The organism is Yersinia alsatica, from assembly GCF_902170305.1.
GTDB classification, from domain to species: domain Bacteria; phylum Pseudomonadota; class Gammaproteobacteria; order Enterobacterales; family Enterobacteriaceae; genus Yersinia; species Yersinia alsatica.
This window is the reverse complement of record NZ_CABHWW010000007.1, coordinates 194273-212813: the sequence shown is the minus strand read 5'-3', so window position 1 is coordinate 212813 and position 18541 is coordinate 194273. Positions and strand designations below refer to the sequence as shown.

Sequence of the window (18541 nt, the reverse complement as noted above, 5' to 3'; positions counted from 1 at the left end):
GATACGCTGACTTAGAAACCGATCTTCACCCCTAGGTTTCCAGTGTAACCGTCCATTTTTCCATCAAAAGCACGTTGGTATTTAATATCGCCATAGATATCAACGTTATTATTCACTTTAGCAGTGACACCAGCCCCACCTTGCCAGTAGGTTTTAGTAAACTCTGGGCGGAGGCTAGCAGTATCAATGGTAACCTGCGGATTCTGACCCAATTGATGGACAACATCAGCAGAGAAATAAGGCTTAATAACCTGCTGCTGGCTAGTTTCGCTAAATACCCGCATCCCAGCACGAGCCTGCCCGACAGAATATGACGTCCCGCTCACCCCAGAAACATCATCGCTGAAACTACTCAGATTCAGATATTGATATTTCAGTTGCCCTTGAGGTTCTATTTTCCAGTTTCCGATGAGGGGATATGACTGGCCCACTTCGGCAGAGATTGCCACACCATAACCATTCTGTTTGGCATCATGCTGACTTTGGTAGTTATTGCGGTACAACGTCCCCTGCCCGACAATATCAACATAGCCGCCTTGCTGCGTTTTCAGTGTGTAGTAGCCCCCCAGACCATAGGCATCGGTCTTAATTTTGCCGGTATCGACGGAGAGATCCGCACGCACGGCCCGAGCTTTATCTTGAGCATCAGTTTCCTGCTTACCCAGCGTAACCATCACACCGGCTGTCGCCTGAGTTCCGGCCGCATTTTCAGCCTGATAGAGGTCATGGCCTAATTGCGCAAACCAGATATCCGAATCGTAACTAAAACGCCCGGCCTCAAATTTATTATGTTGCCCACTGATTCGCCCCCAAGAGCCCTCATTAAAGCCATTCGCGGCCCCTTTTACGTCGCCCTGGCGCTCATGCAAGCTCCCCAGAGTCGTGAAACCATAGAAGGCATTTAACCAAGGTGCGGCAATATAGCCCGGCACTTCACGACGGTAAGCCGTTTCCGGGACTGGCCTCACTGGAGTAACCGAAATAATCTCACCCGGATCTGTTGGTGTTACCGCCGCCAGATTAGATTGTAAATTCCAGCTGTGCTCATCTAGCTGATATAGAAAATACTCATAAGCCCCTGCAACAACAGAGCCGTTCATCGTGAAGCTGCTGGTATTGCTATTCCCGTCAACAGTAATCAGGTTAATGCCGGTTCCGGTCGTCAATGCCCCCAGCCCGCCCTGATTAGTCACCTGAACAGTATGGCTGCCATCTGCATCCCCGGTCACATGCAGTTTATCTGCTGGTGAGCTGTCATCACCTAATTGGGCATTAAAGCTCAGCAGGCCACTGCCGGTTAAATTGCCATTTATGGTTAAGGTACTGAAGCTGTTACCCGGTGTGCGTGCATAAGGATTATTGCCAGCTGAAATAAAGTTCATCTGGCCCAATATCTTCATAGACTCAACATCAGCATCTCCGGTTAAATTCCAAATACTGCTGGCATCAACATCAACACTTTTGGCGTTACGAGCAGCCCCGTTCCAAACTGAGCCGTTTTTCAGTGTTAGGTTAACATTGTTGTTTTCATCCGCCTGAATATCCCCCACCAGCACCGAGTGGTTATCGGCATTCAGATTGACGTTACTGACAAGGGGTGATGACGTGCCGGTATTGGTCGAAGCATTCACCAGTAACCCATTACCGCCGGTCAGTTGCGAGCCGTTGATCACATCAACATTAATGCTGGCACCATAGGCTCGAATACCCGCTCCCTGCTCACTGATAATCTGGCTGTTATCTAACGTGGCCTGGCTGTAATCTGTCGTCGAGCTGGTGGCATAAATACCCCCGGCATTGGTGCCAGTGGTCGTTACTTGGCTATTTGCCAGTGAAATGATGCTTTTTGTTTGTAGCCACAAAGCATAAGCACTGGCACCGGAGGACGTCCCGATAATATTTTTAGCATTGATTGATGAACTGGCGAACGTACCAAGCACCATACCAGAGTCCCCGGTGGTATTAATGCTCGCGCCATCCACATTCAACTGGCCCCCACGCGCAGCGCTAGCACCAATACTGCCAACACCGGCAGTCGAGATAGTCATCTTTGTGGCATCAAACATCGACTGTGAATAGATGCCATGGGAACTATTACCCATGGTGACAACCCGAGTATTATCGACAATAGCAGTCCCCCGGTTCTCAATAGCCGTAGCACCATCACCCTCAGTAATGATTTCAGAATTATAGACTTTTACCGATGAGGTCGTATCCGGCACCCAAATGCCCATGGCGTAGGTACCTTTAGAATGGTAGGAGCCGCCATTGAGGGTGACATCGGCATTCATATTAACGTCAACCATGATTGTATTGCCGCTATGGGAAACCGCATTAACGTTATTGAATATAATCACTGCTTTATTGGTCGAACTGTTCCCCATGGCGCGTAATACCCCGCCAGAGGCAAGGTCAATATCTGCATTACTGACAGTCACTGCACCTGTAACATCAAAAACCTGAGCAATAGTCCCCGTGGCAGTGAGGCCATCCATGGTAATAGAAGACCCTAGCCCCACGCTGACCCCCGCATAACCGTTGGTCATATTAATCGTGGTGTTATCCAAGTTGGCATTTAAACCACCAGAGCCAATATAAATACCCGTACCACCGCCAACAGCGGTATTATTAATAACATTATTTGCACCGGTTAATGTACTGCCGAGGCCACTCAGATAAATACCATAGCTCCCGCCACCGCTGCTATTCAATATGGTATTGTTCAATGTTAATGCTGCACCTGCGGTGCCTGATACCGTGTAAGCAGATCCGCCACTGGTGGTTATTTCAGTACCATTAATATTTGCATTGCTGCCTAAACCAGTGGAGTAAACACCATTTCCCTGCTGGCCCGTGGTGGTAATTGTTCCACCATTTAATATCACCGAGCCTTTATTATTATTGATGCCATAAGCCACGACGCCATTGGTTTTAATGGAGGAGCCATCCAAATTTAATGCGCCGCCGTCGGTAATAGTGACGCCATTTGCGCTGCGTGCCGTGGTCTCAATACTGAGATTAGCATCGCCGGTGACGGTGCTACCGGCACCTTGCACAACCACTGCGGGCTGGTTCTCACCGTCGGTACCATATTCACCAGAAATAGACACCGTGGTGCCGTCAGTGACATTGACGGTTTGTGCGGCCCAGCTATAAATAGGGCTGAACAGGGGAATGAGTAAGCTGGCCAGCAACGTCTTACGAAAACGGGGAGCGATGACTGTTCTGTTTATTTTCATGATGATAACCTGGAGTTTTACAAAAATGATACAAATGGGGAAAGCTTTAACTTATTAGTTAATAATTTATTTCTTTGTCTTATTTATATTTAGACGTCAGGCTTAATTTTTAAAAAATAAACGACCCAACTTATTAACAATATAAGTATTAGTGAAAATATTTAATATGGGATTGAGCCTTATGATTTGTAGGCAATTTCCTACTAAATATAAATGCAGGATATAATCAATCAGTTAAGGTGGGATTAATCATAAATATTATTAAGAATATTCTTGTCGCTGCAAACCACTGGAATGTAACAAGCACGGTTGTGATGGGCGTCGAGTCTGCTATTATCAACAGATTAGTCATCGTTTTGTGTCATATTCTGTAGAATAATCATCTGCATAAGGCATGGATTAACGCAATTGAGGAGAATTATGCCGAGCGCACCGCGAGATAACTCAGCCCCACTGACTGCGGGAATTGAAACGGGTAAAAAAGCCATTTCTTACATGGCGCGGATAAGTGATCGTGTTAAAGCGTTCCCTGCTGTTGCCCATATTATCCGTGCTACAGATCGTTTTAATGATCGACTTGGCAGCCAATTTGGTGCGGCTATTACTTATTTTTCGTTTTTGTCGCTGATCCCTATTTTGATGGTTTCTTTTGCCGCTGCCGGTTTTGTATTGGCATCTAACCCTGACTTATTAGCTGAATTAATTAATAAAATCGTTAATACCATCAGTGACCCAAGCTTAGCTGCCACCCTTAAAAATACCGTTAATACCGCCATTCAGCAGCGCACCACTGTCGGGTTGACCGGGTTAGTGATTGCGCTTTATTCCGGTATCAGTTGGATGGGGAATCTGCGCGAAGCTATCCGCGCGCAGTCCCGCGATGTATGGGAGCGCAACCCACAGGATCAGGAAAAATTCTATTATCGCTATGCCCGCGACTTTATCTCACTCACCGGGTTAGTTATCGCGTTGATTATTACTCTTTCGCTGACGTCTATCGCCGGCGCTGCGCAATCTGCAATTGTTAATGCATTAGGTCTGGGCGGTATCGAGTGGTTAAGGCCAGTAATGACACTTATTGCGCTGTCGATATCTATAGCCGCTAACTATCTATTATTTTTATGGATATTCTGGATTCTACCGCGTCATAAACCAAAGAAAAAAGCGCTGCTGCGTGGCACCCTCATTGCGGCTATAGGGTTTGAAATCATCAAATTTATCATGACCATGATGCTGCCACGTCTTGCCAGCTCTCCGTCTGGTGCTGCCTTTGGTTCCGTGATTGGCTTGATGGCCTTTTTCTACTTCTTCGCGCGCCTCACTCTATTTTGCGCCGCCTGGATAGCCACTGCCCGTTACGCCGAAGATGGAACCCTACCCCAAGAGGCGGACAATAAGGCACCACAATAACTTAAATATGCCAGTTAAAATCTAATTACTGGCATATTATTCTTTGCCATCAACAACAAATTAGAATTAAAAACCAATCAAGAAACTTCTTAATGCTAAAAACCAGCATAACTCACTAGTGCTAATTTTTTATTTATCACATTATCAGCAATAAAATCTGCATTTTATTTCTTATGTGGTGCTATTTAGCGCCGAAATTACTGTTGTAAACAGATTGTTCTTTTTTAGCTATCAGAGGCCGAATTGTTCATTTTCTATCCGTTGAAAATGCCAATTTCTGTGACTAAGATAACTTTTCGCTAAAATTAACAATAAGAAATAATATGCCGTCAAGCATCGCACAAACCATCGAATCAGACAGTCTGCCAGCTCCCGTAAATTCGCGATCAAAAGTCATTGTTGCCTCACTGATTGGAACAGCAATTGAGTTTTTTGATTTCTATATTTACGCCACCGCAGCCGTCATTGTTTTCCCCCATATCTTCTTCCCACAGGGCGATCCGACGGCGGCAACCCTGCAATCGTTAGCGACCTTTGCCATCGCCTTTATTGCCCGGCCTATTGGCTCTGCGCTGTTTGGGCACTTTGGTGATCGTGTAGGCCGCAAAGTGACCTTGGTCGCCTCACTGTTGACGATGGGAGTCTCCACCGTGCTCATCGGCTTACTGCCGGGCTATGCCACTATTGGCGTATTTGCGCCGCTATTGCTGGCTCTGGCTCGTTTTGGTCAGGGTTTGGGGCTAGGCGGTGAATGGGGAGGTGCGGCATTGCTGGCAACAGAGAATGCACCACCGAAAAAACGTGCGCTTTATGGCTCCTTCCCGCAGTTGGGGGCACCTATCGGCTTCTTCTTTGCCAATGCCATGTTCCTGGCGCTATCTTACTTACTGACAGATGAACAGTTCCTCAGTTGGGGCTGGCGGGTGCCATTCTTGCTGTCTGCGGTATTGGTGTTGATTGGCTTGTATGTTCGGGTGTCGTTACACGAGACACCGGTATTTGCCAAAGTCGCGAAAGCCGGTAAACAAGTCCGCATCCCTATCGGGACACTGTTTAGTCAGCATATGAAAGCCACTATTTTGGGGACATTCATCATGCTTGCCACTTACACACTGTTCTACATCATGACAGTCTATTCATTAACCTTTGGCACTACCGCGGAACCACTGGGGCTGGGTTATTCACGCAATGACTTCCTCTTGATGCTGATGATTGGTGTCGTCGGTTTTGGTGTGATGGTGCCGATTGCCGGGCAAATGGCCGACAGTTTTGGCCGCCGCAAGACCATGATTTGCATCACTCTGCTGTTAATTGCTTTTGCACTGATATTCCCGAGCATGTTGGGTTCCGGTCAACCGGCGCTGGTAATGGCTTTCCTCGCCTGCGGTTTCATCATCATGGGGCTGACTTTCGGGCCAATGGGTGCCTTGCTACCGGAGCTATTCCCGACCGAAGTCCGCTACACCGGCGCATCATTTTCCTATAATGTCGCGTCAATTCTTGGGGCATCGGTTGCACCCTATATCTCAACCTGGCTGGCAACTCACTATGGCCTATTCTATGTCGGTGTCTATTTGGCCTCTATGGCAACAATCACCTTGATAGCATTGCTATTTTCCAAAGAAACTCGCCATATCTCTCTGTAAATCCCGCTCGTTCAGGTCAACACCCCATAATGATAAATAAGCATTATGGGGTTTGCTCAGCCCACTGATTTCTCACTACACTGATGGCTCGTCATTGAAAGTGAAGGGAAGCCCATGCCACGTTATATAAAAAAGCCTTGGTTTTTACTGACTCTACTGGCCATAGTCCTGCTTGCTGTCGGATATAAAATGCGCTTCAGTAATGCCGATGCATTGTGGAATATTGTTAGCCAACAATGTGTTCCCCATATGGAAGCAGAACATAATCCACAGCCCTGTATTGAAGTCGATACCCAAGCTGGTTTTGTGGTGTACAAAGACATGCACGGGCCATTGCAGTACCTGTTAATGCCAACCGCCAAAATCAGCGGTATTGAAAGCCCCAAATTATTGACGCCCACCAGCCCCAACTATTTTTTTGCCGCCTGGCAAGCTCGCCACTTTATGGCCGATAAATATGGCGCACCGATTAATGATGCTGATATTTCGCTGGCGATAAACTCAAAATACGGGCGCAGTCAGGATCAACTCCATATCCATATTTCTTGTCTAAAACCACAAGTAAAAACCACCTTGGCGGCGCAGGAAGCGAATTTTCGACAACAGTGGCAGCCACTGCCCGGGGGCTTACTGGGACATGATTATTTAGTACGGCGCACCACTGCAGCGGAATTACAGCAATCTGGGGCGTTTCGCCTGCTAGCTGATGAAGTACCCGCAGCAAAAGAGGAGATGGGCCGTTATGGTCTGGCAATGACTGCATTGCCAGACGGGGAGTTCTTACTGTTAGCCAGCAAAGTCAATCCATTGAAATTGCATCCTGCCTCGGTGGAGGAGTTGCAGGATCACAGTTGTAAGCTGCTTCCCCAACCACCGGTACCTTAATCGGTTATTTCTTTTGCTTCATTTTTTGCAGGAAGGGGGTGCACTGATTTTCTTCAGCTTCACTGGGGGAAATCAGTGCCAGTAATGCTGCCGCCGGTGTTAACGCCACACCCAATACGGCAGCAACAGCACCACGAGCAATCAATGGCCCAGCTTTGACACCGGCATCCGGCGTCTTAAAGGTGCCTTTGACGTAGAGTGGAGAACGTAAGGTCAGAATACGCAGCCCCTTACTTTCTGGATCGATGGATAAATCCAGCCGCTCAGTGGCGAAGTTGATATTGCCGGTAATGTTGATAATGGCATTTTCGGTATCAATGACAAACAGGCGCGGGGTCGCTAAGCCATTTCGCAACTGAATATCAGCCACCGCACAGTTAATTTTCACCTCATCGTCACCAAACAACTTAGCCACAATATAGTTACCCACATTCAGGCCAAGTAACTCCATCAAGCTGCGGCTAATGAGCCCCTGATTCAGTAACAGGCGCAGGTTGCCATTACTGGTTGCCAGCAGGGCAGCCACCGAGTTACCGGTAGCAGTAAATGACGCATCGCCATTCAGTTGCCCCAGACTGTTACGCATCGCCTGAACCTCAGGTAACAAGGCTTTCAATTGTAAGCGGCGAGCATGTAAATCCACCTTGCCATGCATTGGATCTTGGTTGCCGTTTAGGCGCAACGTGGCATTGAGATTTCCCCCCGCCATACCGAACCGCAGTGGGTCCAGCAGCAGCTCACCCTTATTCAGCACCACATGGGTAGACAGGTCAGTTAATGGTAATGATTTATCCCGATCGATACGTTTGGCGGCATAGGTGACATCGGCGTCCATCACCCCCCAGCTTTTGGTATCAAACTTCTCAGTTGGTAACACCTTATTCGCAGGCTGTCGGCTTCGTTCACCACGATTGGCTTTTTCCTGATTGGAGTCAGCACCAATCAAGGGTGCCAAATCAGCAAAGCGCAATTTATCTGATGACAGCTTGCCGACTAATTTCGGCCGCGGCTTACTGGCGGTATAGGTCAGATTGCCATGAATATCGCTGTCACCAATTTTGCCATTAAAGTTTTCATAGCGATAAATGGCACCACCGGCTTGTTTAAGGCTCGCAATTAAGCGGCCATCAGTGTTGTAAGGAGGGGTGGCTGGCAGTAGCACGCCAATCAGTGGGTAAAGGTTATCCAGACTGGCACCGGAGAATTTCAACCCCAGATCCAACCCTGCCAAATTACCGGGATCAGTTAATGTACCCACCACCGCGACCCGCGTCGTGCCTGAGCGCACATCGGCCTGTAATGGGAATGGCACGGACGCATCACTCATCGACAACATGCCGCCAATTTTACCACTGCCGGTTAATGGCTGGCCCTGATACTTACCGTCAATTTTCCAGCCAAAAATATAATCCGGCGTGCTGTTAACTTTATCAGCTGCCTGTTTATCTTTTTTCTCATTACGCGCCCCCGTCACCTCAGCAAAGGGCAGCGGCTTGCCTAATGGGTCGATGACCGCATGAAGGTCAGCTTTTAAAATCGCATCCTTCAGGTTTATCTCGCCACTATCGAAAACGATATCATGGATATTCACCGACCAAGATGAAGGCGGAGTCTGGCCGTCAGTCGGGCTATTGGCCAGATTAAACGTCCAGTTATTCTTGCCATTAGCCAGACGCTGCAAGGTGGCATTAGGTTGTGTCAGCCAAATACGGGGTATCAATACTTCCTTACCCAGTAATGCCAACGGCGCAATGCTGGCGTCTACCCGTTTTAGAGTCACCATTTCGCCAGTGGGGAATGCGGTGGATTCGCGCTTGTCTTCTACGGTTTTGGCGGCTTTATCACTGACAAGATCCGGTGGGTTGCCCAACACTAAATCTTCAGCATGGATATTCGGCCAGGGTATCCAGCCACGCCAGCCAGGTTCATCACCTTTGCGTGACCAATCCACGCCCAGATTACCGCGAATAGCAAAGGGTCGTTGCAGCTCGGCGGAGACTTTTTCGTTAATCGTCGGCTTCAGACGGTTCCAGTCAAAAGTCATAACAAACACTATCGCTGCTGCCACTAACAGCACAATAATCCCGCCAACGACAGTCAGCACTTTTCCGGTTTTGGTCATAACAGCTCCATGCCAGTACTCATGATGTATAAAGCTAAATCCACACCAAAGAGGTGTTCAGACCAGAGTCAGTTCACGGTATTTTAATTGAAAAATCGGTTAGAAAAAGGGTTAACCGATTATGAGTGCAGATTTAGAAGACAACGTTAACTATAGTAGATGAGCTGTTTCTCAGGAAATATTAACCACAAAACAGCATTGGGAGTGTTTGTAATCGATCAAATGGTGTCGGTCGGGAGAGATAATAACCTTGTGCCGCTGCTGCATCAGAGCGTTGTACCATGGCCCACTCTTGTGAGGTTTCCACCCCTTCCACAATCACCCCTTTGCTATAGCGGTCCATTAAGGTGACCAAAGTGAAAAACAGTTGGTTCCCGACATCACTTTCTTGCAGCACGATAAACAGATCTCTGGCAACTTTGATGTACTCATAGCGCCAGCTAATGAATGAAGTGAAATTCGCCAGTCCACTGCCAAAATCATCCAGCCACAATCGGTCAGCTTCAGCAATGCGGGCAAAGGGGGTATCGAGGGAGGTATCAACATGTTCAAGCAATTCAAAACGAATGTATGGCATGGCATCGATTAACAACTTGGCCTGCCGGTCATCCTGCATCGCCATCAGCGCCTGACCATCAATATTGATAGACACCAATACCGAGTGATGGACAAATATCGCGTGCCACTGCTTAACCATATTCAGTTGCTCCAGCACCACATCCAGCCGGGCGCGGATACTGATAGCATTAAAGTAATCTTCCGGATTCAAACGGGTATCCGGCGATGAAGGATGGAAAACAGCCGTCAGCAACTCGATCGCCAGCAGCGCACCAGAGGTACGATAGATAGGTTGAAAAGTGTACCGACGCTGACATTGCCGCCAGAAGCTCTGTCCTTTATTACGATCAATAGCGGCAAAGGATGGCGCAAGTAAACCTGATACTTTATTGGTCATCATCAGTTTAGTCGCCATGTTTCAGGGCACCAGACAGTTGTGACAATCTACATTGCCGACGGCCTGATGACATCCTGTTATAAACGGTTTTCCTTCTGGAGATGTTATCGACTCGCGCGACCAGAACTTTATATAGCGTCATAACAGATTATTGCTCCCAAGCGTGCTGGCGCGGCACATTAAAGCCATCTACAGTAGTTAACTCAATAATGCCATTAGTGTTAATGGAGATGAACATGCCTTATGTAAATATTAAAATTACTCGCGAAGGGGCAACTGCGGAACAGAAAAAACAGCTGATCGCCGGAGTGACCCAACTTTTAGTCGATACTCTGGGGAAAAATCCAGCGACCACCGTCGTCGTGATTGATGAGGTGGATACGGATAACTGGGGTATTGGTGGACACAGCGTGACCGACCTACGAAAATCGTCATAATGCGCGTCTGAATCACGGGAAACTTGCCAGTTTCCCGACCTATATCATAAAAAATTTAAAACGTCGTTTTAATACTATTGACTCTGACTAAGCCAGCAGTGAGACTAACCCTATTTCGTTCCCACCACTGATTCACAATTCAGGAATAGGCCAGCTTTCCATGACCAGCAAAAATATTGCCGTTATCGGCGAATGCATGATTGAACTGTCACAAAAAGGTACCGACCTTAGCCGGGGCTTTGGCGGTGATACGCTGAATACAGCGGTGTATGTTGCCCGTCAGGTGTCACAGCAAGCCCTGAATGTGCATTACGTGACCGCATTGGGTACCGACAGCTTTAGCGAAGAGATGCTGGCAGCCTGGCAGCAGGAAAAAATCCACACTGACCTTATTCAGCGCATGGATAATAAATTGCCCGGGTTGTATTTCATCGAAACCGACAGCACCGGCGAGCGCACTTTCTATTACTGGCGTAATGATGCTGCCGCGCGTTTTTGGCTGACCAGCCCAGAGGCTGATGAAATCTGCCAACGTCTGGAAAAATTTGATTATTTATATCTCAGTGGCATCAGCCTGGCGATTCTCGATAGCGCTTCACGCCAGCGTTTGCTGAAATTGCTTCGTGCCTGTCGTGCTAATGGCGGCAAAGTTATCTTTGATAACAACTATCGCCCACGCCTGTGGCAGAGCAAAGAAGAGACGCAGGAAGCTTACCGCGACATGTTGGCCTGCACTGATATCGCATTCCTGACATTGGATGATGAAGACATGCTGTGGGGCGAGCAGCCACTGGAGCAGGTCATCGCTCGGACTCAGGATTTAGGTGTAAGTGAGATTATTATCAAGCGCGGCGCGGACTCTTGCATCGTCTGGGTGAAAGAGGGTTTTGAAGCTCACCAATATGATGTGCCGGCAGTGAAACTACCGAAAGAGAAAGTGGTCGACACAACAGCGGCTGGGGACTCTTTCAGCGCCGGTTATCTGGCGGTTCGTCTGACTGGCGGCAGCGCCCACGACGCAGCAGTGCGGGGCCATTTAACTGCCAGCACTGTCATTCAATATCGTGGTGCTATCATCCCACTGGCGGCTATGCCAGCAGTCTGATTAAACGTCATCTGATAGCAGCTACTGCCCATCCTAAAAAGGCAATGTGCAGTAGCCGCTCAGAAATTTATTGCGCCGTGGTTGGTGTTGGCGGTACAGCCTCCGCAGCACTGACCGCAGGAGCCGCATCTTCTGCCACCACGGTGTGAGGTGCCATAATCGCGTTATACGCATCTTGCAGCGCCTTCACATTCACTTCCGGCTCGCCTTTGGGCTGCGTCAGAATCAGCGTAGTATCTTGCGATAACTGCTGCTTCAACTCTTGGTTCAGTTCGGTCAACGTCAGGCCGGATAAGAATGCCTGCCGAAGCTTCTGATACTGTTCCGGAGCAATATCCACCACCCCACTTTGCTGAGAACGCAGACGTTGGCTCATCAGAATATCGGTATCTGTACGGGCATAGGTAGCAAACAACTTACTGAGTTGGTCATTTTTTTGCACCATTAACGCATCAAACTCAGCCTGACTCAGCCCATTTGTCCGCAGGTTAGCCAATTCACGGGCAACGAAACTCATGCCCGGTGTCAGATTTTCAGTCGGCGTATTCAAGTGAATAGCACATTGAGCACGTTGATATTGCACTCGGCAATCAAAGCCCAGTTTCAGGTTCTTCTGATCACTTTTATCCAACACTTGCTGGATATGCCAGAACAGCGCCTCACGGGCCAAATCACTACGCCAGTAACGGCTTAGTGCCACTGAGTCCTGAATAGGATGCCATGGAGTATCCCACGTCAGCGATAACGTATCTTGGGTCGCCTGCTCACTCATCAAGCTCACGGGCTCTGGTGGCAGTGGCGCTAACATCGCGATGGATGCTGGCGTAGTACGTTTCCCTTTCAGCTCGGCGAAAGTTTTGCTGATTTGCGCCGCAATACTGCGGCTGTCTACATTGCCAACCACATAAAGTGTCATGGCATCAGGGGTATACCATTGCTGATAAAACTGTTTCAGCTTCTCAACATCGACTGGCCTTGCTACCGGTTGGCCCGGATCATGCCCAATCAAAGAGGAGCCTTTAAGCCGGTAGCGCCACCAAGGTTCCTGAATATTTTGCGGGAATGTAGCGATAGGATCGGTCGCGCTATTTAATGCCGCATTCACGGTCTGTTCACTGATGGCCAGCTTGCCACTGGTATCGGATAGCCACGCTAATGCTTCTTTCAGCAAATCAGGGCGATTATTGGGCAAGCTCAAGCTATATAAAGTGAAATCATAAGATGTAATCGCCGGTGGCAAAGGGCGTTCGCTATCGACCCCTTGCTGCCACAGCGACTGAAGTTGGGCAGGAGTAAAACTCGCGCTGCTCATTAATGCCAAGCGAGGTAACAGATGGGCAAAGCCAACTTGTTGTGCGCTTTCAGATAATGAGCCTGCATTAACCACCAGACGTAATTCGATCCGATCGCTAGGGCGCTGCGGCGTCGCCAGCAACTGCCATGAAAACCCGTTTTCTAATTTCCCCTGCTGCCAGGCAGGGTCGGGTTGTAGTGCTTCAGCCTGCACATTACTGCTGGCGGCGGCCAACAATAATCCACCAACTATAAGACGAATTCTGGTGCCCTGCATGTGAACCCCTACTTAATAAACTATCCAATCTTAACCCTTATAACTTTGGGTATAAACGATACAATTTTGCGTAAGTCACTCGTGAGGTGGGAGTGTACCATTCTGTTAGACCGCATGCTTTTGCCGATGTCACTCATCAGAGTAAAAAATAGTATCTAAATGGTAATTTACACAAGAAATAGTATCGCGGAGCGTTCTGGCAGGGGGCTACCGGTGACCTAAGCCACCGGTATTCATTTGAGAACTAATCGTTATTTTAGGAGTAATCGTGGTGTGACCCGACAAAAAACCTCATTCTTTGTTACGGTTTTCAAGAAGATGAAACACCGGGTTTTACCTCACTATGAGGCGGAGTCTTGTTTGATAGCACCGCTTGCAGCTGGTCGTTATCCAACTGGTTGCACCATTTAGCGACCACGATGGTTGCAACGCCGTTCCCGACTAGATTGGTCAAAGCGCGGGCTTCAGACATAAAGCGGTCAATACCCAGAATCAGCGCCAGCCCTGCTAATGGCAAATGACCCACGGCAGAAATGGTGGCCGCCAACACGATAAAGCCACTACCCGTCACCCCTGCTGCCCCTTTCGAAGACAGCAACAGCACCACCAGCAAGGTAACCTGGTGAATAACGTCCATGTGGGTATTGGTCGCCTGCGCGATAAATACTGCCGCCATAGTCAGGTAAATCGAGGTACCGTCCAGGTTAAATGAGTAGCCGGTCGGGATAACCAAACCTACCACTGATTTCTTACACCCGGCTTTCTCCATCTTGTCCAGCATGCGCGGCAACACAGACTCCGAAGAGGATGTCCCTAACACGATCAGCAACTCTTCTTTTATATAGCGGATAAATTTGAAGATGTTGAAGCCATTGAATCTCGCGATAGAGCCAAGCACCACCACCACAAACAGGATACAAGTTGCATAGAAGCAGATAATCAACTGGCCCAGTTGCACCAAGCTGCCCACACCGTATTTGCCGATAGTAAAGGCCATCGCACCAAAGGCACCAATCGGAGCCAGGCGCATAATCATATTAATGATGCCGAAGATAACCCGTGAGAAGCTCTCGATAACATTAAAGATAAGCTGGCCTTTCTCACCCAGACGATGCAGGGCAAAACCAAACAGCACTGCGAACAGCAACACTTGCAGAATATTTCCGCTAGCAAAGGCACCCACTACGCTGCCAGGAATGATGTCCAGCAGGAAGGGTACTATTCCTTGTTGCGAGGCTTGTTCGGCATAAAGTGCAACCGCTTTAGCATCCAGTGTCGCCGGGTCGATATTCATGCCCGCACCGGGTTGCACCACGTTAACAATGACCAAGCCAATCAGTAACGCAATGGTACTGACAATCTCAAAATAGAGCAGTGCTATCGCGCCAGTCCGGCCAACCGCTTTCATACTCTCCATACCCGCAATGCCGGTTACGACGGTACAGAAAATCACGGGTGCGATAATCATTTTAATTAGTTTAACAAATCCATCACCCAGAGGTTTCATTTGAGCGCCGAGATCAGGGTAAAAATGGCCCAATAGAACGCCCAGTGTAATCGCCGTTAACACCTGAAAATAAAGACTTTTAAATATTGAAGCTTTCATAACCTATGTCCTTTTGGAGAAATGCACGGCAGCCTGTCGCTTTGATCTCAGTGATAATTGAATGACACTTCTTTTTATCCGTGCTTGCGCGGAAAATAACACCCTCATAACAATATGGAAATTATTAGTTGCACTGGATTGCACCCTAAATGCGAAATTAAGAACTGAAACGCTTCAAGCGCAAGCAATAGCGGGAATACAGTCAGATCAACCAGACAATTAACCCAAAATGGTTAACGGCGGAACAAGAGAGAAAAGGAGTAATCAGTGGGAGTGGGAATCAGAGGGCAGTAGATGGATTCTTGAGCGGAATATTTTGCCAGCAGTAGCCCCCTTTTTAGCCTGAGGAAAGGGGGCAGATCGGCGTTACTTAATGGCCCGGCTAGGTACAGCGGCGGCACTATTAATGGCGATTTCGTTAATTGCGCTCCACTTATTGACATCAGTACCGAAGGTATCCAGTTTGATGTATTTGGCCGTAATAGGGGCAAAAGTCAGTTTTTCACCATTCTTATCGGCAGTAGAGGTTTCCAATCCTTCAGCCAGCGGGTGCCAGCTCTTACCATCACTGGAATAGGCGATGGAGAACTTCAACTTACGCTCTGTTGGTTTGAAAGGGACGATGAGAATATTTTCAATGGATTGCTCTTTATCCAGCTCCAGTTGGACCCAACTTTCACCGGATGCTGCCCAACGTGTTTTAACATCGCCATCGGCGATATTGGCTGGCACATGGCCTTTTTCGCTGTCATAACCGGATGCCGTCACAGCAACAATCTGTGCGGCATAGCCAGATGCGCAGAACAGCGAACCGAGCAGAAATGTGGCTAAAACCTGTTTTTTCATCAACCTATCCTTTTTATCACGACAATGAGAACCCGTGGGTAAAAGCGCCGGGCATGCGACCCTGGGAAGCCGCTGCTCGGCACTTTTTACCAACAGCGGCCCCAGCACGGGCCACTGTCGGGACTATTTACGGCCGTTCGGTTGCAGCTTCTCACCCACATTGAGCAAGAACAGTTCATTATCACGGGTTGAGATCCGCGCTGAACCATCGTCCATTCGGTAAGCACCTTCGGTAAATCCAGCACCATTAAGGAAAGGTGCAACTGCCTGTGGTTTATTACGTAGTGAGGCTTCTAGTGCCAGTAAAGCGTAAGGTTCTATCGCATCGACATCGGCATATTGACGATCTGGAGATGCCATAAAGAAGCCATCGATATAGCGAGTTTTAATGATGTTATCGCCGATTTTCTCTGCCAATAGCCGGTAATCAGCGACCTGACTGGCGCTATAGAGATCGAGCAAAGCGAACACCGCGTATGGGTCACTGTTGGTGGTGTCCAACTTGACCTTCACATCTTTGCCCGGTGCAGTACCGATATCACCCAGCCCCTGGTCGTTGGCAATACCGCGAGCGACTTTCCACAGTAATGGGTCATTATCGATGGCGTAAGCACGCGCATAGGAAATCAGGAATTCATTGCCAGCTTTGTACGGCTTGAGTACCGCGCCTTTTTTACCGTAATAACCATCACGCGGGAGGGTGTAATTCGATAGATCCTGCCCGTCAGCGATCATTGGGCGGAAAGTATTGTCCTGATCGTTATAAGCATATTTAGCAAAAGCTTTCAGGCCATCCACCGTCCACTTCAGTAAGTCCTGCCCCTGCGGCCCTAAATCTTTACCTAACTGCAACTGCATCAAGGCATTTTCAGAATAAAGGGTACTGGTGCGCCCTTTGAGCATCATATTGCCTTCCAGTGCTGCCGGGCCAAACTCAGGCCCAAATTGGCGCTGAGCACGATCACCAAACTTGGAATGGGTGTCGGCGTCATCGGTTGGCTCTTCACGTTTCAGAGCTTGAGTAAACTGATACACCCCCAAGCCGGTTTTGGCATCGCGCGGCAATACATATTGATCGGCCAAACGCTTAGCCCATACCAGTGCGCCCTGGTCTTGCTGGTGCTTGTAGAGTAAGGACGCCGAATAAATCAGGTCATTACCCGCATTCAGAAAACTCAGGCCTTTAGTGGCGAAGAACGGCGGTTGCTGCTCAAACTGACTTTTCCACAACTCCCCCATCGGCTTGCCATACTCGCCGTGGCGGCTGGTTTCAAGAATGCGCCAGTCATAAACATGGGCATTCCAAAAGCCGCGAATAAACCGAGCGGTGGCGTCACTGTCGACACTGAACATCAGGTCATAGTAGGGATAGGCATTTTTCAGCTCATGCACCATCTCTTTTTCACTTGGCCCTTCGGGTTGCAGTGTTTTTAAATCAACAAATCGGTGGCCGCCCCAATAAAGTAAACCACTTGGATCTTGATAGTTTTGGAAATGATAACGAACAATATCTTCAGCCCGTTTCTGATAACGCTCATCGCCACTCAACTGGCTTAAGCCACTCATCACGCGCATCAGATTTTGTTGAGCTGAAAAGTTCGATAATACTGCCCGGCGGCCATCGGGGAATATCCACTCCAATTGCTGCCCGGTACGGGGGTCAACACCATCCGCCAATAGCGGGCTGGGCTTATCACCGTGGTAAGTATCTGATGCCTTATTGAGCACATTATCGACATACTGCTTTACCACAGTGAGGCGGTCAGTATCCGCGGCCTGTCCGGCGGGTATATACAGCGCCGCCAGCGCCGCCATACTCAAAAATAACGCTCTTTTTTTCATTACGTTGTTACCTGTCAAAAATCGTTATAGCGAGGTGTGACCCCTGAGGTCAGAGTTTTATTACTTCAAGTCGATTAGAAGCTGTACTTAACCCCTACGCGATAACGGGTTTGGCGCTCGTCAGTTGTTTTACTGCCGGAAACATTACCGATAGCCATATAAGGGGACCAATTCTTATCCCATTTATAAGTTAATTTAAAATCATGGCTCAAATCGTAATTCTCGTTATCCGATAAGACGACACCGGCTTTATTGGCTTGTTTGTAATCCAATTCATAGTCTAATTGGAAATCTTTGTTGATTTTATAGCTGAGAACACTCGTCAGGTTATAACCGTGTTCAGAGGTGTCTTTCTTGGTATTAATATTGGCGCTGGTGCGTTTATAATAAGGACGATAACGTAATGAAATAGAGAGATCGTCAATGATATTTGCCTTACCACGCAGATAAGGACGATAGCTGTTAGCAGTAGAGCTTGAATCTAATGAAAAGCCAGGTTCAATAGAGAATGTGTTATCAATTTTATAGACATAACTGGCCACCACTTCAGTGCCATTACTCACACCTTCATGGAATGGCTTATCTTTGTCACTACCGCTTTTCCACTTACCTTCAAGAGATAAACCAAAACCATTAGCAAAGCGATGAGACATTAATAAACGGTCTTTGTGATTGTTACCACTTTGGTCTTGTGTTTCATGACGATAGTCAATAGTCACAGCCATTGCATTGATACTGATAAGTGATGCCACTGCCAGAGATAATAATTTAAATTTCATTACAGTTACCTTATTTTAATAAAGGGTATTAATTATTATGATAAGTACAAAAACAACAATGAAACGTCATTCTATTTATTTTGATATGAAGTTCCGAGA

At 48.0% G+C, this 18541-nt stretch carries 13 protein-coding genes; 5 read left to right on the top strand and 8 right to left on the bottom strand.

Features of this window, described 5'->3' with window-relative positions; all coding sequences use genetic code 11:
* Positions 1 to 11 precede the first annotated feature (11 nt).
* Positions 12 to 3239 (bottom strand): autotransporter outer membrane beta-barrel domain-containing protein, encoded by a 3228-nt coding sequence (locus FTA96_RS02840; protein WP_145573136.1) that lies wholly within the window; start codon positions 3237 to 3239, stop codon positions 12 to 14.
* A 420-nt stretch (positions 3240 to 3659) separates the two neighbouring features.
* Here FTA96_RS02840 and yhjD point away from each other — a divergent pair, with 420 nt between their 5' ends.
* The 3 genes from yhjD to FTA96_RS02825 all read left to right on the top strand — a co-directional run bounded on the left by yhjD (position 3660) and on the right by FTA96_RS02825 (position 7180).
* A complete protein-coding gene (gene yhjD / locus FTA96_RS02835) occupies positions 3660 to 4649 on the top strand; it encodes an inner membrane protein YhjD (RefSeq protein WP_050135260.1) in 990 nt (329 codons plus the stop codon).
* 323 nt (positions 4650 to 4972) lie between these two features.
* A complete protein-coding gene (locus tag FTA96_RS02830) occupies positions 4973 to 6295 on the top strand; it encodes an MFS transporter (protein WP_050135258.1) in 1323 nt (440 codons plus the stop codon).
* Positions 6296 to 6409: 114 nt separating this feature from the next.
* Positions 6410 to 7180: a CDP-diacylglycerol diphosphatase gene (locus FTA96_RS02825; protein WP_050123683.1), complete on the top strand. Its 771-nt coding sequence runs from the start codon at positions 6410 to 6412 to the stop codon at positions 7178 to 7180.
* Between the two features lie 4 nt (positions 7181 to 7184).
* Here the strand turns inward: FTA96_RS02825 and FTA96_RS02820 are convergent, their stop codons facing one another.
* Positions 7185 to 9302 carry an AsmA family protein gene (locus tag FTA96_RS02820; RefSeq protein WP_145573134.1) on the bottom strand — a complete coding sequence of 706 codons (2118 nt, stop codon included), beginning with the start codon at positions 9300 to 9302 and terminating at the stop codon, positions 7185 to 7187.
* Between the two features lie 181 nt (positions 9303 to 9483).
* Positions 9484 to 10275, bottom strand: coding sequence for a cyclic-guanylate-specific phosphodiesterase (pdeH, locus tag FTA96_RS02815; RefSeq protein ID WP_050110400.1), 792 nt, complete (start codon positions 10273 to 10275; stop codon positions 9484 to 9486).
* Positions 10276 to 10493: 218 nt separating this feature from the next.
* Here pdeH and FTA96_RS02810 point away from each other — a divergent pair, with 218 nt between their 5' ends.
* Together FTA96_RS02810 and FTA96_RS02805 are read left to right on the top strand one after the other, a co-directional pair.
* Positions 10494 to 10694, top strand: a complete 201-nt coding sequence (locus FTA96_RS02810; protein ID WP_004388926.1) for a 2-hydroxymuconate tautomerase family protein — start codon at positions 10494 to 10496, stop codon at positions 10692 to 10694.
* Positions 10695 to 10854: 160 nt separating this feature from the next.
* Complete coding sequence (locus FTA96_RS02805) at positions 10855 to 11799, top strand: 2-dehydro-3-deoxygluconokinase (protein WP_050110399.1); 945 nt, start codon at positions 10855 to 10857, stop codon at positions 11797 to 11799.
* Positions 11800 to 11866: 67 nt separating this feature from the next.
* Here the strand turns inward: FTA96_RS02805 and FTA96_RS02800 are convergent, their stop codons facing one another.
* The 5 genes from FTA96_RS02800 to FTA96_RS02780 all read right to left on the bottom strand — a co-directional run bounded on the left by FTA96_RS02800 (position 11867) and on the right by FTA96_RS02780 (position 18442).
* Positions 11867 to 13369 carry a M16 family metallopeptidase gene (locus tag FTA96_RS02800; RefSeq protein ID WP_050110398.1) on the bottom strand — a complete coding sequence of 501 codons (1503 nt, stop codon included), beginning with the start codon at positions 13367 to 13369 and terminating at the stop codon, positions 11867 to 11869.
* 310 nt (positions 13370 to 13679) lie between these two features.
* Positions 13680 to 14975, bottom strand: a complete 1296-nt coding sequence (locus tag FTA96_RS02795) for a dicarboxylate/amino acid:cation symporter (RefSeq protein WP_050110397.1) — start codon at positions 14973 to 14975, stop codon at positions 13680 to 13682.
* Positions 14976 to 15341: 366 nt separating this feature from the next.
* Positions 15342 to 15821, bottom strand: a complete 480-nt coding sequence (locus tag FTA96_RS02790) for a discoidin domain-containing protein (RefSeq protein WP_050110396.1) — start codon at positions 15819 to 15821, stop codon at positions 15342 to 15344.
* A gap of 123 nt (positions 15822 to 15944) precedes the next feature.
* Complete coding sequence (locus FTA96_RS02785) at positions 15945 to 17663, bottom strand: pectate lyase (RefSeq protein ID WP_050110395.1); 1719 nt, start codon at positions 17661 to 17663, stop codon at positions 15945 to 15947.
* Positions 17664 to 17737: 74 nt separating this feature from the next.
* The gene (locus FTA96_RS02780) at positions 17738 to 18442 is read right to left on the bottom strand and encodes an oligogalacturonate-specific porin KdgM family protein (protein WP_050110394.1); all 705 of its coding nucleotides are present in this window, start codon (positions 18440 to 18442) and stop codon (positions 17738 to 17740) included.
* Positions 18443 to 18541: the final 99 nt, after the last annotated feature.